Annotated in this window: 14 protein-coding genes; 12 read left to right on the top strand and 2 right to left on the bottom strand. The window is 44.2% G+C overall.

The annotated features are described in order from the left end of the window. Window positions 1-3 precede the first annotated feature (3 nt). The 3 genes from M9194_RS10430 to trpS all read left to right on the top strand — a co-directional run bounded on the left by M9194_RS10430 (window position 4) and on the right by trpS (window position 3,366). Entirely contained in the window at window positions 4-1,485 is a 1,482-nt protein-coding gene (locus M9194_RS10430) for a 4Fe-4S binding protein (protein WP_348772047.1), read from the top strand. A 23-nt stretch (window positions 1,486-1,508) separates the two neighbouring features. Continuing rightward, window positions 1,509-2,045 (top strand): iron transporter, encoded by a 537-nt coding sequence (locus M9194_RS10425; RefSeq protein ID WP_250612579.1) that lies wholly within the window; start codon window positions 1,509-1,511, stop codon window positions 2,043-2,045. A gap of 295 nt (window positions 2,046-2,340) precedes the next feature. Next, window positions 2,341-3,366: a tryptophan--tRNA ligase gene (gene trpS / locus M9194_RS10420; RefSeq protein ID WP_250612578.1), complete on the top strand. Its 1,026-nt coding sequence runs from the start codon at window positions 2,341-2,343 to the stop codon at window positions 3,364-3,366. Window positions 3,367-3,417: 51 nt separating this feature from the next. Here trpS and argS read toward each other — a convergent pair whose 3' ends face one another. Next, window positions 3,418-5,151 (bottom strand): arginine--tRNA ligase, encoded by a 1,734-nt coding sequence (argS, locus tag M9194_RS10415; RefSeq protein WP_250612577.1) that lies wholly within the window; start codon window positions 5,149-5,151, stop codon window positions 3,418-3,420. Between the two features lie 215 nt (window positions 5,152-5,366). Between argS and M9194_RS10410 the strand changes: the two genes are divergently transcribed. Continuing rightward, window positions 5,367-5,966 carry a VOC family protein gene (locus M9194_RS10410; RefSeq protein ID WP_250612576.1) on the top strand — a complete coding sequence of 200 codons (600 nt, stop codon included), beginning with the start codon at window positions 5,367-5,369 and terminating at the stop codon, window positions 5,964-5,966. A gap of 34 nt (window positions 5,967-6,000) precedes the next feature. Here the strand turns inward: M9194_RS10410 and M9194_RS10405 are convergent, their stop codons facing one another. After that, on the bottom strand, window positions 6,001-8,775 hold the full coding sequence (locus M9194_RS10405) for an insulinase family protein (RefSeq protein ID WP_250612575.1): 2,775 nt from the start codon (window positions 8,773-8,775) through the stop codon (window positions 6,001-6,003). Between the two features lie 296 nt (window positions 8,776-9,071). Here M9194_RS10405 and sixA point away from each other — a divergent pair, with 296 nt between their 5' ends. The 8 genes from sixA (at window position 9,072) to M9194_RS10365 (ending at window position 18,432) form a co-directional block, all read left to right on the top strand. Continuing rightward, window positions 9,072-9,536 carry a phosphohistidine phosphatase SixA gene (sixA, locus tag M9194_RS10400; protein WP_250612574.1) on the top strand — a complete coding sequence of 155 codons (465 nt, stop codon included), beginning with the start codon at window positions 9,072-9,074 and terminating at the stop codon, window positions 9,534-9,536. A 121-nt stretch (window positions 9,537-9,657) separates the two neighbouring features. Further along, window positions 9,658-11,751, top strand: coding sequence for a flagellar biosynthesis protein FlhA (gene flhA / locus M9194_RS10395; RefSeq protein ID WP_250612573.1), 2,094 nt, complete (start codon window positions 9,658-9,660; stop codon window positions 11,749-11,751). 53 nt (window positions 11,752-11,804) lie between these two features. After that, a complete protein-coding gene (flhF, locus tag M9194_RS10390) occupies window positions 11,805-13,316 on the top strand; it encodes a flagellar biosynthesis GTPase FlhF (protein WP_250612572.1) in 1,512 nt (503 codons plus the stop codon). 13 nt (window positions 13,317-13,329) lie between these two features. Continuing rightward, on the top strand, window positions 13,330-14,217 hold the full coding sequence (locus tag M9194_RS10385; protein WP_250612571.1) for a MinD/ParA family protein: 888 nt from the start codon (window positions 13,330-13,332) through the stop codon (window positions 14,215-14,217). After that, window positions 14,210-14,944, top strand: coding sequence for an RNA polymerase sigma factor FliA (locus M9194_RS10380; RefSeq protein ID WP_250612570.1), 735 nt, complete (start codon window positions 14,210-14,212; stop codon window positions 14,942-14,944). Before M9194_RS10385 ends, M9194_RS10380 begins: the two co-directional genes overlap by 8 nt. A 44-nt stretch (window positions 14,945-14,988) precedes the next feature. Then, on the top strand, window positions 14,989-15,357 hold the full coding sequence (gene cheY / locus M9194_RS10375) for a chemotaxis response regulator CheY (RefSeq protein WP_139281707.1): 369 nt from the start codon (window positions 14,989-14,991) through the stop codon (window positions 15,355-15,357). Between the two features lie 51 nt (window positions 15,358-15,408). Beyond that, entirely contained in the window at window positions 15,409-16,131 is a 723-nt protein-coding gene (locus M9194_RS10370) for a protein phosphatase CheZ (protein WP_250612569.1), read from the top strand. A gap of 9 nt (window positions 16,132-16,140) precedes the next feature. Further along, entirely contained in the window at window positions 16,141-18,432 is a 2,292-nt protein-coding gene (locus M9194_RS10365) for a chemotaxis protein CheA (RefSeq protein ID WP_250612568.1), read from the top strand. The last annotated feature ends 16 nt before the right edge of the window (window positions 18,433-18,448 follow it).

Raw genomic sequence — 18,448 nt, 5'->3', positions numbered from 1 at the left:
AATATGCCATCCAGTGAAAGAATAGAAATAAGGGACATAACCAATCAGGGATTTCAGAAGCACCGATTAATTGGATTAGAAAGACTTTATATAAAAACCAGAAAGTACTTTTACCTAGTACAAGCAGTCATGTTCCTTCTATTTTTATACTTAAGCATTGGACCACTGTATGCTCCAATTCCAAAGTCACACGATACGATATTTTCCAATTTGACATTACTGAGTCAGTTTGCATTTTGGGGTATCTGGTATGGATTTACACTTCTTTCCGTCATTTTCGTCGGGAGGTTGTGGTGTGGTTTGTTATGCCCTTTGGGTGCATTGTCTGAGTGGGTAGGAAAATTTGGCTTAAAGAAAGCTACGCCTTCTTGGGTGAAATGGAATGGCTGGCTGGTCATTATGTTTGTGGTGGTTACCATCCTCGGTCAAACCATGGATGTAAGGGATGATCCAAAAGGGCTAGCACTTTTATTTTTGTATATTTTTGCGCTTGCGGCGTTAATTGGATTCGTATTTGGCAAAAAAGGTAGCCGGCCATGGTGCCGATACTTTTGTCCCATTGGTAAAATTCTTGGGGTGGTATCTCGTATTGGTATGTTGGACTTTCGGCCAAACAAGCAACGCACCAATGCTGACAAACTGCCTGAATATATAGAAAGTGGTTTATGTCCGACGGATTATAACTTATCGATTAAGTCGTCGACGTTAAATTGCATTGCTTGTGGCAAATGTGTGCATGCCAAACCCAAGGCCATGTTAGGTTTATATTTGAGGAAACCTGGTGAAGAAGTTAAACAAATAAAGTCGCGTGGAGCAAATTGGTCGGAAATATTATTTATTTTACTTGCACCTGGATTAGCTGCTGGTGGTTTTTTATGGACAATTCTGAATAACTATACTGATTATCGAAATGCAGTCGGTGGGTATTTTCTAGATAACAATATGCTATCGTGGTTCAACCATGCATCACAATTAGTGTCATCACAAACGTGGAATCAACATTACAGCTGGCTGGATGTAACCACAATAACAACATATATGTTGTTCTATGGAGTTGTTATCGCTCTATTTTTGTCTTTATCAAATTCAGTGGTCGCTAAACTTCTTACTTACAATAGAGCTGACTTTATCGATTGTTTTAAAGGATTGGCCTACCAATTCATACCGATTGCTATTTTATCCATCATCATCGGGCTGTGCGGTAAGTTTTTCCAAGTCTTAAACTCAGACTTTCATGTGCCGAATAACGTTGACGTTTGGATTAAAGCAATCATGCTTCTTGCGAGTATGATTTGGAGCTTAATTTTAAGTTACCAGTTTATTAAAAATTATAAGGAAGTAAGCGTAGCAACTAAATTTATTGCTTACTTGATAATTATATTGAACGTTGGTGTTCTGTTATATCTTTGGTGGCCCGCCATATTAGGTCAAGGTCCCATGTCAGAAGTAGAAATGATTAGGAAACATCTGATTGTTCCTAGTTAATAATTAAATAAAAAGGTTTCAAGATGAAAAAGCTTATTAAGCCAGTGACCTGGACTGTTCCACTATTAGCTCTTGCTTCAACCGCAGCGTATGCCGATCACCCAATCGCTCCGCCAAAAGTGTATCAAAATAAAATTGAGACGGCGCTAATTTGGGTTGAGCCTGTTTCTATGGCACCTAAACCAACCATGGATAACGAGAAGTGGGACATCCACAATGAAGTGGATATGCATGAGATCAAAGGCTCGACGATGGGCTTTGGCGCTGGAGGCTGGATACCTTATGCGAACGTTGCCTGTACTATCGGTAAAAAGAATTCTGACTGGCGCATTGTGTTCGATATGATGCCAATGGTGGCTAATGATGGTCCTCACTATGGACGCAATATTAAGCTTGATGGCCCTGGAGTGTACGACGAAATGTGCCACATTGATCCGCCAGATTGGAATGGCTTCTTCAGACACACCGATAAAGAAACGGGTACGTCGCCATACTTTAAGCCTTATACCATTAAAGGCAGCTTTAAATGGTTAGGTAGCGGTAAAGCGGGCGGATACTAATTCTGCCCTTAGCCCAAGGTAACCAATAAAGGTGAAGTGAGGTTTACTTCACCTTTACTCTTCTTGCTACAGCTATCTCTTTGATTATTAAATGCTATGCTTGAATCACATTACTAGTCTTGATATGGTTTGCCACATGAACCTATTTAACACCTTTACATTCACATCTACATTTTTCTGGTGGTGCTCTCAATAGAGCGGCACAGAATTCTCACATTCTTTAGCTGCTGGTTGGGTAGCAAAGAATAGACAACTTTTTTATCTCCAGCAGCAATCTATTTTAGGAGATAAATAAGTGATACCGAACAATCTAGCAAATCCACAAGAAGTCATACTCACAGGCGACAGAGCGACAGGTCCACTGCATTTAGGCCACTATGTAGGCTCTTTAAAGCAACGAGTAGCGTTACAAAAGGATCATGAGCAAACCATTCTTGTAGCGGATATGCAAGGCTTAACTGACAACGCATTCAACCCTGCTAAGGTTTCTTCTAATATCCTTAATGTCGTCGCCGACTATTTGGCGGTTGGCATAGACCCTAAACAAACAACCTTATGTCTCCAATCGCAACTTCCAGCGCTTGCCGAGCTTACCATGTACTACAGCAATTTAGTGTCGGTTGCTCGCTTGCAAAGAAACCCGACGGTTAAAGCAGAAGTGAAAGACAAGAATTTTGAGCGGGGTATTCCAGCTGGCTTTCTCACCTATCCAATCTCGCAAGCAGCGGACATCACTGGGTTTAACGCAACGATAGTTCCAGTTGGTGAAGACCAAATTCCGATGTTGGAACAAACCAACGAAATTGTACGAAAAATTAATGCGTTGGCGGGAGGTGAAATATTAAAAGAATGTCGTCCAATGCTCAGCAAAGTGCCACGATTACCTAGTACGGATGGCAAAGCTAAAATGTCAAAATCGCTGGGGAATGCAATAAACCTAGGCGCATCTGAGCAAGAGATCCGCGTGGCGGTGAAATCTATGTATACCGATCCGAGTCACTTGAGAGTAGAAGATCCGGGACAAACAGAAGGTAATGTCGTATTCACCTACCTAGAAGCGTTTCACCCAGATCAGGGCTATGTTGACAGATTGAAAGTTCAGTACCGGCAAGGTGGGTTAGGAGATGGTACGACAAAAACAATATTGGAAGAGTGTTTACAAGAAGTGCTAAGGCCAATTCGTCAAAAACGAGCAGAGTTTTTAGACGACAAAGGTCAGTTAATCGAGCTTTTAAAAGCAGGAAGCGACATCGCGAGAGAAAAAACAGAACAGGTAATGTTTGATGTTCGAGGTGTGTTTGGTTTGAATATCTTTAGTTAACGAACAAACCAGCACCGGGAGGGTGCTGGTTTAACCATAACTGAAAGGTGATTACATACGCTCTAGTGTTTCAATACCTAGTAGCGATAGACCTAGTTTGATGGTCTTGGCCGTCAATGCTGCCATCTTCAAGCGACTGTTTTTCACAGACTCAGTGTCTGCATTCAGGATAGGACAAGCTTCATAGAAGCTAGAGAACTGGCCTGCAAGCTCAAATAGGTAAGTGCACAGTAGGTGAGGTTGACCTTCGCGAGCGACCGATTGAACGGCTTCTTCAAATTGCAGTAGCTTAGCGACCAGTGCTTTTTCCTTCTCTTCGCTAATGATTAACTCACCTTGGATATCGTCCATCGATACACCAGCTTTAGCAAATATAGAAGCGACACGAGTGTATGCATATTGCATATATGGCGCCGTGTTACCTTCAAATGCCAGCATGTTATCCCAGTCGAACACGTAGTCTGTGGTACGGTGTTTAGATAGGTCAGCGTATTTGACGGCAGCAGTGGCAACTGCTTTGGCAATTTGAGACTTTTCGCTGTCGCTTAACTCTGGGTTCTTAGACTCAATCAGCTTGCTTGCACGCTCGTCAGCTTCATCAAGCAAGTCTGCTAATCGTACGGTTCCACCAGCGCGAGTTTTAAATGGGCGGCCATCTTTGCCCAGCATCATACCGAATGCATGGTGCTCTAGCGTCACGTTCTCTGGCACGTAACCAGCTTTACGTACAATTGTCCAAGCTTGCATTAGGTGCTGATGCTGACGTGAGTCAATAAAATACAAGACACGATCCGCGCCCAGTTTTTCGTAGCGGTATTTGGCGCAGGCGATATCGGTTGTCGTGTACAAGTAGCCACCATCGCGTTTTTGGATGATGACTCCCATTGGCTCACCGTCTTTGTTTTTGTACTCGTCTAAGAAGACAACCAATGCGCCATCATCTTCTTTGGCTAAGCCTTTATCTTTAAGGTCGGCAACAATGCCGGGTAGCATGTCGTTGTACATGCTTTCACCCATAATGTTGTCGTTAGACAAAGACACATTGAGGCGATCGTAATTACGCTGGTTTTGTACCATGGTGATTTCGACCAGCTTTTTCCACATGTCGACGCAATATTCGTCGCCACTTTGCAGCTTCACCACATAGTTTCGGGCTTTCGCTGCAAACTCTTCATCTTCATCGTATAGGACTTTTGATTCGCGGTAAAAGCCTTCTAAGTCAGACAGTTCCATTGAAATTTCACTACCAGACTTTTGTTTGCGCTCAAGGTTTGCGATCAGCATACCAAACTGAGTACCCCAGTCACCGATATGATTAGCACGGACAACGTTATGGCCTAAAAATTCCAGTGTTCTAACCACTGCGTCACCGATGATGGTCGAGCGAAGGTGGCCTACGTGCATCTCTTTGGCTACGTTAGGAGCGGAATAATCGGCCACTATGGTCTTGGTTTGTTCTTGCGCGACACTGAGGCGAGGATCGGCGAGCGCTTGCTCTGCTTGTTCTGCTACGAACTTTGTATCTAGAAAAATATTAATAAAGCCAGGGCCCGCAATTTCTGTTTTGCTTGCAATACCATCAAGATCCAAAGCATCAATCACTTTTTGCGCAAATTCTCGAGGGTTAGTACCCAGTTTTTTTGCTGCGCCCATTACACCGTTGGCTTGGTAATCACCGAATTGAGGTTTCGCCGATTGTCTAACTGCCGCAGGTGTTCCCGCTGGTGCACCAGCGGCTTCTAAAGCTTGTGAGACTTTGTCATTAATTAATGCTTGGATATTCACGCATATTTCTCCGAATTCTTTGCAATGCGATAGGGAACTGCCCTATATCAGAGTAATTTTCACCTTTACTCTGATGTATTGATAAACTGTGGCCAATAATATCAACTTTAATGATTAGCTTGTAGGGAATTCACAGGAATTTTTTCGCCAATCTACTTATAAATACTGGCAAGTTTGCTAGTATTGCGCCAAATCAGCATGTTGGAACCGTCACTATGTTAACGTCATTGTCCGATTTGGAGCTTTTACCTGAGCAACTTAAATCCAAATTCCCCATGTTTATGGAACAAATCCTACAACTTGGCGCATTGCTAAAAGTTGATTTGACTCAATATCAAGCGGATCATATTGCATTTAGAGTGAATGATGAAAATTTGGCCATGCAAGCAAAAGAGGCATGGAGCAAAGAAGCCAATGTCATTTCCGAAGCGACAATAAATGGTCGCCCGATTTATGTATTGCAGTTTGCTGAGCCAATGATATTTGGTTCTTGGCAAATAGAGTGCTTAGAATTGCCATTTCCTGCAGTCAATAATAAAGTCCATCCGGTTCAAAGTTGGGAACACGTGGAATTTGTGGTTCCTTCAGAAGCAAACAGCGCGCAAGAGTACTTACAAGACGTGACATCGAAATGGCCAGATTTTGCAGCACAATTTCCTTATTTAGAAAATTTAGGCGTAAAAATAAAACTCTCCAGTCCCAAAGGGGAAGGAGAGAGGCTGAATAACCCAACAATCTCCTTTAAGTGGGAGAATATTTGCATTAAATTTCACCCACATTCTATCAAAAAGATTGTCGAGTCAGAGCGTCAGTAAGGGCGCTCTAGAGCCTTCTATTAGTGAACGATATTTAACCGAGGTCGTAGTCTTTCGGCCGAAGTTGAAATTCTTCAATTGAGCCAATTTCATTACCAATGTTGAGTTTTTCTGCATCGACATGAGCTTGTCCCTGCGTATGCAGAACAAGTCGATTTGCCGTTCTGGGCTTAAGCTCGTTGACGACAAAGCGGATCATGTCACTACGACTGAGGTTTTTGAGCTCCTCAAGTACTTTATCTCGATAATCAAAATGTGAGTCCTTATTACCAATCGCCACCCAGAGCCTTTGAGCTCGGCTTCGTAGGGTTTTATCTGGGATAGAAATCTGGTTCCATAAGCCTCGCTTACTGCTGTGCCATTCATATTCATTGAGTTCGAGCAGCACCATGTAGAAGGCGTTGAGAAACTCATCAATCGAACGAATAAGGTCAACAGGTGCCGCGTTGGGAGATTGTACGTATAAAACGATGCCGGGATGTCTATTCAACGGCATATTTCCTGTGCCTACCATGTAACCCAATTGCTGCTTAGTTCGGATTTCATGAAAAAACGTAGCTGACATGAGGTGGTTAGCAAGGGAATACAAAGCAACGTTGTGCGGATCAATGTGCTCAGACTGGTAGTAGACCACAATCGCAGAGTCATTTTGATTGCATGTCACTTCATGTTGAAAGGTTCCGTTTTTGCCCAGCATTACTAGAGGGCGGAATGATTCTTCATATTTTTGGTTGGCGACTCTTAACGCATCTTTTAGGTCGTTTCCAAGCTCAAGCGCGCCGTCTTTCGTCCAATCGCCATAAACGAACATTTCTACTTGGAGTTCCGCCAGAATATAGTCAACAAAAGGGGGAAGCTCGGCCATATCGATGCTTTCACACTCCCTAATTAAAGTGTGAAATGGTGGGTTATTGGGTTGCAAAATTCCCGTCATGGCATTGAACAGTTGGGATACCGGGCGGTCTTTTTGGGCATTGCTCCATCGGCGTAGCATTTGCTCTTTGATGAGATTAAATCGGTTTTCTTTAAAGTTGCGTATGCTGAAGCGGCGAAGAATCAACGTTAACAGCTCTGCCTGTTTTTGTGCAAATCCAGAAATGATCAGAGTGACCCCGCCTTGGTGGGCATACAAGTTATACCCCATTCCCGCGATTTCTGCCTGATAAGTGTCATCACTCAAAGCGTCCAAAAACATTTCGACACATAGGCGCGTTTTCACAATATTACGTGGATTTGCGACCGCGACCGGGCTATCGATAGCGATGTAAATCACGCCTTTTGGGACTTGAAATTTATCATCTTGCTGGTGCCATAATCGAAACCCGGGAAGATCTTCGATGACTTCTGGATGATCGGTTATTTTTTCTACTGCTTTGGGTTCGAAATCATACGCAATAAAAGGGTTTTTATCTGGTAATGAAAAATTAAGGTGGCTAGCTTGGCTAAAAAAGCTTTTGCTTTCATCAGATAACTTCTGTATGGAGTATCGTGTGAAATACCATTTAGCCGTTCTATCAAAATCTTGGTCTTTGGCGATGACGGTCATTCTTAAGTTGTCAGGAACAAAGTATTTCGCGCTTTCAATTAACTGAGCCTGCTGATATTCCTCCATCATGTAGTCGCCATAGAGAAAGTACTCGGCATCGTAGTGCTGCATATTCACTGAAAGATGACTCGCTAACTCAATAGGGCGAAATGCTTCTTGATATCGAAATGCAGATTCGAGAACGGCGCTTTTTTCTTGGTAACGCCATTGGTCCATACCTTGTTGTACGATCATGCGGATATAATCAAAAATCGCCTGAGCAATATCATTAATATGATTTAAACCACGAGGCTCCAGAGTGCAGCTAACGGTAAATTCACGATAATTGCTGCCGCTTGCCCCACCACCTGCTGAAAGTGAGGTTACCCAACCTTTGCTTTTTAGCGCTGCGGTGAGGCTGCCTTTTCCTTCATAACCCACCAAATGAGCAAAATATGATAAAGGCTTGGTTCGATAGCTTTGGTCAAAATTATCAAGGGGAAAGGTTAATATGAGCTTGCGTATCTCCTTGATAGGCTCAACGTGAATCACGACGCCCGTATGTTCTGAATTGACATATGGCGCGTTTACCTTTTTCCCTCGCAAATTATGGTTTTGTATAGCGCTGAACTTTTCTTTTGCCCAGCTTTGCAAGTCATCTAAAGAATGATTTCCCACAAGGGTGAGGGTCATGAGATCGGCAGAATACTGCTGAAAATAAAAATCAACGATTTCATCGCGAATGGATACGCCATCACGATCGCTAAGTGTTTCTGTATTACCTACAGAAAATTTGGCGTATGGGTGCGCTTGATTTATGGTTTCTTTGTGTACCTGATAGAGCCTGCGCGAATCGTCATTTAACTTCAGCTTGTACTCTGATTCTATGGCTTGACGCTCTTTTTCTAGAGATTCAGGGTTAAAAAGAGGTGCGATAAAAAACTGACTAAATCTATCCAAGGATCGTTCAAAGGCATTTGCTGAGACATCGAAGAAAAAGCTGGAATGTTCTGTGCCTGTCCAAGCGTTGTTGGTGCCACCTTGTTGGTTTATGTAGGATTGAAATTCACCAGATTGTGGGTACTTGTCTGTGCCGAGAAACAACATATGCTCGACAAAGTGAGCTAAACCTTCTCTGTCATTCGGGTCGTCAAAATGGCCAACGTTTACCGTTAAGGCCGCGGCGGATTTTCTTGCAGCACCATCGGAGACCAGCAATACTTGTAGATTATTGTCTAACGTTATGTATCTATAGCTGTTTTTATCATTTGGGCTTATGTGCACTGTGTATCTCCGAAGAAAATCATTTATATGTAAGACGGTGAAGTATTTCGCTGCGAATATTCCGTGTAGAATCAGGAGCAGCAAACCCGAGTAGATAAGATAGATTTTACTTGGTTTGTAGTCTTTAGTATTAGTAGATTGTTATTAAACTCTGAACCTTTATCAAGACGGATTGCTATTATCGTGTCTATATGAGAGCTCAAACCTATATGACGAGTTAATTTTTCTTGGTATAACGACGTAAAGACGTTGGACCCAGCGTGACTAACTTAGTCATAAGCATTTAGGATTGTACAATGAAAATTTATATTATGCGTCACGGGGAAGCAGAAAATCGAGCGCCAAGTGATGCGGAGCGTGCATTGACTGGACGAGGTAAGCAAGACTCAGTGTCAGTGATGACTGATGGAGTAAAACATGGACTTCGTCATGTCGATTTGGCCTTAGTAAGCCCTTACCTTCGTGCTCAGCAGACTTTTCAAGCGATTTCTCATTTGTTTGATTATACAAAGCAAGAAACTTGCAAAGGTATTACGCCCTATGGTGAATCTGGCGATGTGTTCGAGTATGTTCAAGCCCTAGTAGAAGTACAAAAACTTGAAAGCCTACTCCTTGTTTCTCATCTGCCACTAGTGGGCTTTTTGACCTCTGAATTTGTACCGACGATTGCTCCCCCAATGTTTACTACATCTGGGTTGGTGTGTATTGAATTTGATCCAGCAACGCGATCCGGTGAGGTATTGTGGCATTTGCACCGGTGACGCTAGCTAGACACTGAAGAGATCAATGTAGAAGAGCCAGTAATTTGACATATAGGCTGGACTAATAATTGCATTCATAAGCTAACCTATTCAAAGCTGAAGAATTTATTTAAATTCGCTTATGAAGTTCTCTTTACCGTTTGCAGACAAGTTACCACCACTCCCGCAGAGAGCAATGCCTGCGATTGGTGCGCCTATTATGGTATTGGCAACCCTAGCTATGGTGGTATTGCCAATTCCTGCGTTTCTTCTCGATTTGTTTTTCTCTTTCAACATCGCTCTGGCCATGGTGATTCTTTTAGTCACTGTTTATACAAGACGTCCATTAGATTTTGCCGCCTTTCCAACCGTTCTCTTGATTTCTACCTTACTTCGCTTGGCCTTGAATGTAGCTTCTACTCGTGTGGTTTTGTTGTATGGTCACGAAGGGCCAGGAGCTGCGGGTAAAGTCATTGAATCATTCGGTAGTGTGGTTATCGGTGGCAACTACGCCGTGGGCCTAGTCGTCTTCTTAATTTTGATGATCATCAACTTCATGGTGGTGACGAAAGGTGCGGGAAGAATCTCTGAGGTGAGTGCAAGATTTACTTTGGATGCCTTACCGGGCAAGCAAATGGCTATCGATGCTGATCTCAATGCTGGACTTATCGATCAAGAGCAAGCACGAACCCGGCGTTTCGAAGTGACTAAAGAGGCAGATTTTTACGGCTCGATGGACGGTGCCTCCAAGTTCGTTAAAGGGGATGCAATTGCAGGTATTCTAATCCTATTTATTAATATTATCGGTGGGCTTTCCATCGGTATGTTGCAATACAATTTGAATTTCAATGAAGCGATACGCATATATACCTTATTGACCATTGGTGATGGATTGGTGGCACAAATACCATCGCTACTCTTGTCCATCGGCGCTGCCATCATGGTGACTAGGCAGAATACTGAAGAAGACATGGGGCAGCAGGTCGCTTTTCAGATGTTTGATAACCCGAGAGCGCTCGTTATTACGGCATGCATTTTGGGTGTATTAGGCTTAGTGCCAGGGATGCCTCATTTTGCATTTTTGCTGCTGGCTGCCATTGCCGGAGGGCTTTCTTACTGGCTGATTCGCAAACAGAAGAAAGCCAAAGAAGAGCCCGCAACCCCGGCGACTACTGAGTCAGAAACCGCGCCACAGAAAGAGCTATCATGGGACGATGTCCAGCCGGTTGATATTATCGGCTTGGAAGTAGGTTATCGACTGATTCCTCTAGTGGACAGAGAGCAGGGTGGTGAGCTTTTAGAAAGGGTGAAAGGGGTGCGTAAGAAGCTCTCTCAAGATTTTGGCTTTCTTATTCCAGCCGTGCACATTCGAGATAATTTGGAGCTGACACCAAATAGTTATCGAATCACCTTAATGGGAGTGGCGGTCGGTGAAGCTGAAATTCGACCCGATCAAGAGCTTGCCATCAACCCTGGGCAAGTCTACGGAATGATTGAAGGAGAACAAACGGTCGATCCGGCGTTTGGATTAGAAGCGGTGTGGATTCGGGAAGAACAACGAGAGCACGCGCAAGCGTTAGGCTATACCGTGGTGGACTCTTCGACAGTACTTGCGACTCACTTAAGCCAACTGCTGACCAACAACGCTTCACAGCTATTAGGTCATGAAGAAGTACAAAATCTACTGGAGATGCTGGGTCGCAGTGCTCCTAAATTGATTGAGAACTTTGTACCAGACCAATTATCACTTGGGGTAGTCGTGAAAGTGTTACAAAACTTGCTCAATGAAGCTATCCCCATTCGAGATATTCGAACCATCATCCAAACGCTGTCGGAATACGCCAGTAAAAGTCAAGAACCTGACATCTTAACCGCGGCCGCTAGAATTTCTCTAAAACGATTAATTGTACAAGAAATCAATGGTATAGAGCCTGAGTTGCCAGTAATTACGCTGATACCTGAGCTGGAACAAATATTGCATCAGACTATGCAGGCAGCAGGAGGTGAATCGGCTGGAATCGAACCCGGTCTCGCAGAAAGGTTACAGGCTTCTCTCAGTCAGGCGACTCAGGAGCAAGAGCTAAAAGGCGAACCCGCGGTATTGTTAACATCAGGTGTATTGCGCTCAACATTAGCCAAATTTGTCAAAAATACGATTCCTTCGCTGCGAGTACTATCCTATCAAGAGATACCTGATGAAAAGCAGATTCGGATAGTGCAGGCGGTGGGTAACTAGTTTTTAAACAATCTAGACTCTCCTATCGATCAACGTAGAAATGGATATTTATTTTGAAAATCAAACGCTTTTTTGCCAAGGATACGCGAACAGTACTACTTCAGGTTAAAGAGGAGTTGGGCTCTGACGCGGTCATAATGTCGAATAAAAAAGTTGCTGGTGGCGTTGAAGTCGTTGCGGCGATAGATGGAGAGCAGGTAGCTAGCAATGCGTCTGGGGCCACTAAACGAGCGGCAACATCGGCAAATACCTCTAAGTCTCACCAAGCAAACAGTAAGCAAAATACCAGCGCAGTGACGGCCTCTCGTCCTCGACAGCTCGAAGGGGATCGAGTGAGCTTACAAGGGAAATCGCAAGCGGCACCCTCAATGACAAAACGCTTTGCGTCTATGCTTCAGCAGTATACGCAAAATGGACAAGAATCTGAGGCGGAAAGCCAATTTGACGAACAAGATTCGTTGGCGGCGCTAATGGAGCGACAGTCCAACGCTAGAAATGGCTCAGACAACGCCATGAAAGTAAAAGAAGGCTCGCCATTGGCTCGATTAATCGCTGAAGATAGAAAGAGCGACTCTCGTCCATTTACCCCCAAACTTGATCCGACACGCTATGACCGCAAACAGCCACCTGAACCAACCATCGGTAATGATGAATTGGAGGAGATGCGAGAAGAAATGACATCCATACGTCGGCTGTTAGAACATCAGGTATCGGGACTGATGTGGCAGGAAGTTGAACGTCGTGAACCTCTGCGTGCTATGCTGATCAAACGATTGGAAAGAATGGGCGTATCCCTCGATTTAGCTGACCAATTAGCCTGCTATATTCCAGAAGATACGCCGCCGCCCAAAGCATGGAAGGCGTTGCTGGGCTTAGTCTCTGATCAAATCCCAATAACGAAACAAGATATTTTAAAACGAGGTGGTGTGGTTGCTCTACTAGGGCCAACAGGCGTCGGCAAAACTACAACTATCGCAAAACTGGCGGCGAGAGCCGCAATGGAGTATGGCTCGGATAATGTCGCTTTAGTGACAACCGATACCTATCGTATTGGGGCGCATGAACAGTTATCAATTTACGGAAGAATTATGGGTTGCCCGGTAAGAGTTGCTAAAGATTCCAAAGAGTTAGCCGATGTAATTTATCAATTACGCAATCGCCGTCTCGTGCTGGTGGATACGGCAGGTATGGGGCAGCGAGATGTTCGCTTGTCAGAGCAACTAGATACCTTAATGCAGGAAAGTGGAGAAGTGATTCACAGTTATTTAGTGTTGCCTGCGACGGCACAACGTAAAGTTTTGCAAGAAACAATCGAACATTTTCGAAGAATTCCGTTATCCGGATGCATTATGACCAAGTTAGACGAATCGCTCAGCCTTGGAGAATTTCTCAGTGTCGTTGTGCAAAATGCACTGCCCGTGGCTTATGTGGCCAATGGACAGCGAGTCCCAGAGGATATTGTGATTGCACAGCCGAAATATATGGTGGCTAAAGCAAATGAGTTGCTAGAAAAGTCGACTGAAAACGAACCTCATTATTGGAACAGTGAAGTAGAAGGGTTCTAACCGGCATATAATTATGACAAACGATATGATACATGACCAAGCAAGCGGCTTACGTCGTTTAACTCAACCCTCTCTTACCAAAGTCATTTCTGTTACAGGTGGCAAAGGTGGTGTTGGAAAATCGAACGTTACACTAGGGCTAGCAATTTGCATGGCTAAGCAAGGTAAGAAAGTGATGGTCCTTGACGCAGACCTAGGGCTTGCCAATATTGATGTTATGTTAGGTATTCGACCCAAAAAGAATCTAGGCCACGTACTAGAAGGTGAGTGTGAACTAAGCGATGCCATTGTTGAGGGGCCATTTGGCATTAAAATTATCCCGGCAACTTCTGGCACACAAGCGATGACAGAACTGAGTCATGCACAGCATGTTGGATTGATACGGGCATTTGGTAGCTTAGAAGACGAAATGGATGTCTTATTGGTTGATACTGCAGCAGGGATTTCTGACATGGTGGTGAGTTTTTCTCGAGCCGCTCAAGATGTGGTTGTGGTGGTGTGTGATGAGCCAACATCCATCACAGATGCCTATGCCTTGATTAAATTATTGAGTAAGGACCATCAAGTTCAGAGATTTAAAATTGTAGCAAATATGGTTAGGAGCTATCGTGAAGGTAGGGAATTGTTCGCAAAATTGACATTGGTCACAGAGCGATTCTTGAATGTAAGTTTAGAACTCGTAGCATGTATTCCATTGGATGATAAAGTACGCCAAGCTGTTAAAAAACAAAAGATTGTCGTGGATGCTTTTCCTCGCTCGCCCGCTTCTCTCGCGATAGGATCATTGGCGAATAAGGCCTTAACATGGCCAATTCCTAAAACACCGAGTGGACATCTTGAGTTCTTTGTAGAACGCTTACTTAATAGGACTGAGACCTTAGAGGAACCTTTTGGTGAATAAAGCGCTGACATATGACCAGTATGCAAAACAAACGAACCAAAGAGCATTTTTAGAAAAATACTCGGTGTTAGTAAGGCGTATTGCGCACCATTTACTGGGTCGTTTGCCACCAAGTGTTCAAGTTGATGATTTGATTCAAGCAGGCATGATAGGCCTGCTTGAAGCGCAAAAGAACTATGATAGTACCAAAGGGGCGAGTTTTGATACCTATGCGGGTATTCGGATTCGAGGTGCTATGCTTGATGATATACGTCGTGGAGATTGGGTTCCTAGATCAGTTCACAAAAACAATCGGGAAATAAGCCAAGCAATCTCTATACTTGAAGGAGAGCTCAATAGAGACCCAACAGATGCTGAAGTGGCGGCGCATCTAGAAATGACCTTGGAGCAGTACCATAATGCATTGACGGATATCAATTGCTCAAGGCTTGTAGGTATCGAAGATTTAGGTATTTCTGATGATGCTATTTCACCGGTGGATGAGGAAGAGGATAGCTCTCCTTTCCGTGGGGTCGCAGATGAGTCTTTTCGTACCTCTTTGATTGAGGCGATAAAAACGTTACCAGAGCGAGAAGCATTAGTACTTTCGCTTTATTACGATGAAGAGTTAAACTTAAAGGAAATTGGTGAGGTAATCGGGGTTAGCGAGTCTCGCGTTAGTCAGATACTAAGCCAATCAATGCAGCGTCTACGCGCTAAACTTAGTGCATGGACTGAACATGAATAAAAACACTGACATCGAACTCAGTGGAGGCAATTTTGAATAAAAACATGAAGATCCTTATTGTTGATGACTTTTCAACAATGCGCCGTATTGTGAAAAACCTACTTCGTGATTTGGGCTTTAATAATACCCAAGAGGCCGATGATGGTTTAACGGCATTGCCAATGCTCAAAAAAGGTGACTTCGAGTTTGTGGTCACAGACTGGAATATGCCAGGTATGCAAGGAATTGACTTGCTGAAAAATATTCGCGCAGATGATGAGCTGAAACACTTGCCCGTCTTAATGATTACGGCCGAGGCAAAGCGAGAGCAGATCATAGAGGCGGCTCAAGCTGGTGTTAACGGTTATATCGTGAAGCCTTTTACTGCGGCTACTCTTAAAGAAAAATTAGATAAAATCTTTGAGCGTTTATAGCCCGAGGTGATAGTCGGATTAATTTAATACGCGCGGAAAGGCCAATTAAGGATGATTTCATTAGAACAGGCAAAACAGCTGGTTGAGCTGTTAGAAAATGAAAAACAAAAAGAAGCGGACTCTTTTGTAACGGAAATTTATGAGGGCTCAGTTTCTAGCCCTATGCTTCAAGAAATAGGGACGTTGACTCGCGACTTACACGAATCTCTCAAACAGTTCAGCCTTGATGACAGGATGAACGAAATCGCCAACGACGAAATTCCCGACGCTCGAGATCGCCTTCAATATGTTATAGATAAAACGGAGAAAGCAGCGAACAAAACCATGGACGCGGTTGATCGTTGTATGCCCATTGCAGATAACCTGCATGAGGGTTTATTAAAAGTACGCCCACAATGGAATCAGCTGATGAAAGGGCGTATAGAATTAGCGGAATTTAAAGCATTATGTCACCGAATAGACGGGCTACTGGGGCAAGTAGAAGGAGATAGCTCGGAGCTACGAGGACAGTTAACAGAAATTCTGATGGCTCAAGACTTCCAGGATTTGACTGGGCAAATTATTAGCCGAGTTATCACTCTGGTCAATGAAGTCGAAGGACGGTTAGTAGAAATACTCACCGTATTTGGAGCGAGCCAACTGGAAGAATCGGCAGGGAAGAAACAGAAAAGTTCGATTGATGCAGAAGGACCTATTCTCAATCCTCAAGAAAGAGCCGATGCGGTTTCATCACAAGACGAAGTCGATGACTTGTTGTCAAGTCTTGGTTTTTAGGGGAAGTGTATGAGCTACGATTTAGACGAAGATATTCTTCAGGATTTTTTAGTAGAAGCTGGTGAAATTCTTGAGCTGTTATCTGAGCAGCTGGTGGAACTAGAAAATAATCCCGAAGATAAAGACTTATTGAACGCTATATTTCGCGGATTCCACACGGTAAAAGGTGGAGCAGGGTTTTTAGCCTTAACTGAGCTAGTTGATACCTGTCATGGCGCGGAAAACGTGTTCGATATTCTTCGTAATGGACAAAGATCGGTGACGGCAGGTTTGATGGATACCATGCTACAAGCATTGGACACCGTTAATGAGCAATTCCAAGCAGTTCAAGATAGAGAAGAGCTGACGCCAGCAGACCCAGCGTTGTTAGAAGAGTTGCATCGACTATGTAAACCAGAGTCTGAAGACGAGGCTGAGCCTGAAACTAGCGCTGAAGTTGAAGAAGAGCCAGCGCCTGAGCCTGTAGCTGAAGCCCCCGTTGTGGAAGAGCCGCCAGAAGAACCCGCACAGCCCGCGGCTGAATCGGCCGATGTCGATCCCAATTCCATCGATGAAATTAGCCAAGATGAATTCGAGCAGTTGCTCGATGAATTGCATGGGCAAGGTGCCGCGCCAGGTACAGAAACGGAGGCGCCATCCCCAGCCGCTTCTACCGCAGCTGCTCCTGATCCAGACAGTGATATTACCGATGATGAATTTGAGAAACTCCTTGATGATCTTCATGGCTCAGGGAAAGGCCCATCGGTAGATACTCCTCCCTCACCCCCTTCGGAGGAATCGAAACCCGCTGAAGCGTCAAGTAAACCAGCACCTGCCCCTACTGGTGGTGACGATGGGCTGATGACCGATGATGAGTTCGAATCATTATTAGACAATTTACACGGTTCAGGAAAAGGGCCGTCTGTTGAAGAGCTGGAAGCGGCCACTAAGCCCGTTGAAAGCCCAGCAAAAGAAAGCAAAAAAGCACAGCCCGCAGCGGCAAAAGAAACCAAACCGAAAGACAAGCCAGCCGCCGCTAAACCCGCTGCAAAAGCACCGGCTAAAGCGCCAGCGAAAGACAGTGCGAAGCCTCCTGCAAAAAGTGCCGAAGCGTCACCACCCGCCCAAGCGAAAAAACCACAAGCTGAAGCAACCGTTCGTGTCGATACGTCTACATTAGACATTATCATGAATATGGTCGGTGAATTGGTTCTGGTTAGAAACCGTTTACTCAGCCTTGGCCTTAATAGTAATGATGAAGAGATGGCGAAGGCGGTATCAAACTTAGATGTTGTTACAGCGGACCTTCAAGGCGCGGTGATGAAAACTCGAATGCAGCCAATCAAGAAAGTATTTGGTCGCTTCCCTCGAGTGGTACGGGATCTTGCAAGAAGCTTAAACAAAGAAATTAACCTTGAAATGCGTGGTGAGGACACTGACCTTGATAAAAACTTGGTTGAAGCTCTAGCGGATCCGCTGATTCACTTGGTCCGCAACTCGGTAGACCATGGTATAGAAATGCCAGCAGATCGAGTAGCGGCGGGTAAACCAAGAGGCGGTAAAGTTATTCTTTCAGCTTCGCAAGAAGGTGACCACATTGAATTGTCCATTGTCGACGATGGCGGCGGTATGGATCCAAACAAGCTACGTGGTATTGCCGTCAAGCGTGGCATTATGGATGAAGATGCGGCGTCTAGGCTGACCGATAAAGAGTGTTTTAACCTCATCTTTATGCCCGGCTTCTCCAGTAAAGAACAGATATCTGATATCTCAGGGCGGGGTGTAGGTATGGACGTGGTGAAAACGGCCATCAATACACTTAACGGTTCAATCGATATTGATTCTGAGTTGACCAAAGGCACTAAGATCACCATCAAAGTGCCATTGACACTGGCTATTTTGCCTACCTTGATGGTAGGAGTAGCGGGCAACCCATTTGCTTTGCCACTTGCGAGTGTTAACGAAATTTTCCACCTTGACCTAAGTCGAACTAACGTGGTTGATGGCCAGCTCACCATTATTGTACGAGAGAAATCTATCCCATTATTTTATTTACAGAACTGGTTAGCACCGCAAGCAGGTGTTGTTGAGGCACGAAAAGGTCATGGTCATGTAGTGATTGTTCAGTTAGGAAGTCAGCGCGTTGGTTTTGTGGTTGATACCTTGATTGGGCAAGAAGAAGTGGTGATTAAGCCTCTTGACAATTTGTTGCAAGGCACACCAGGCATGGCTGGTGCGACGATTACGAGTGATGGTCATATTGCTCTAATTTTGGATGTACCAGATCTACTTAAGCAGTACGCTGCAGCGTCTAGAGTCTAACTTGGACTGTATTGAA

The sequence above is a fragment of the Vibrio sinus genome (assembly GCF_023634645.1).
Classification (GTDB): Bacteria; Pseudomonadota; Gammaproteobacteria; order Enterobacterales; family Vibrionaceae; genus Vibrio; species Vibrio sinus.
Note: the sequence above shows the minus strand (reverse complement) of the source record. Positions and strands in the feature narration are given on the sequence as shown.

Bases quoted from the DNA above. Each gene is read 5' to 3' on its own strand.
- M9194_RS10430 (WP_348772047.1), top strand. From the start codon at position 4: ATGCCATCCAGTGAAAGAATAGAAATAAGGGACATAACCAATCAGGGA.
- M9194_RS10425 (WP_250612579.1), top strand. From the start codon at position 1,509: ATGAAAAAGCTTATTAAGCCAGTGACCTGGACTGTTCCACTATTAGCT.
- M9194_RS10410 (WP_250612576.1), top strand. From the start codon at position 5,367: ATGTTAACGTCATTGTCCGATTTGGAGCTTTTACCTGAGCAACTTAAA.
- sixA (WP_250612574.1), top strand. From the start codon at position 9,072: ATGAAAATTTATATTATGCGTCACGGGGAAGCAGAAAATCGAGCGCCA.
- flhA (WP_250612573.1), top strand. From the start codon at position 9,658: ATGAAGTTCTCTTTACCGTTTGCAGACAAGTTACCACCACTCCCGCAG.
- M9194_RS10385 (WP_250612571.1), top strand. From the start codon at position 13,330: ATGACAAACGATATGATACATGACCAAGCAAGCGGCTTACGTCGTTTA.
- cheY (WP_139281707.1), top strand. From the start codon at position 14,989: ATGAAGATCCTTATTGTTGATGACTTTTCAACAATGCGCCGTATTGTG.
- M9194_RS10370 (WP_250612569.1), top strand. From the start codon at position 15,409: ATGATTTCATTAGAACAGGCAAAACAGCTGGTTGAGCTGTTAGAAAAT.
- M9194_RS10365 (WP_250612568.1), top strand. From the start codon at position 16,141: ATGAGCTACGATTTAGACGAAGATATTCTTCAGGATTTTTTAGTAGAA.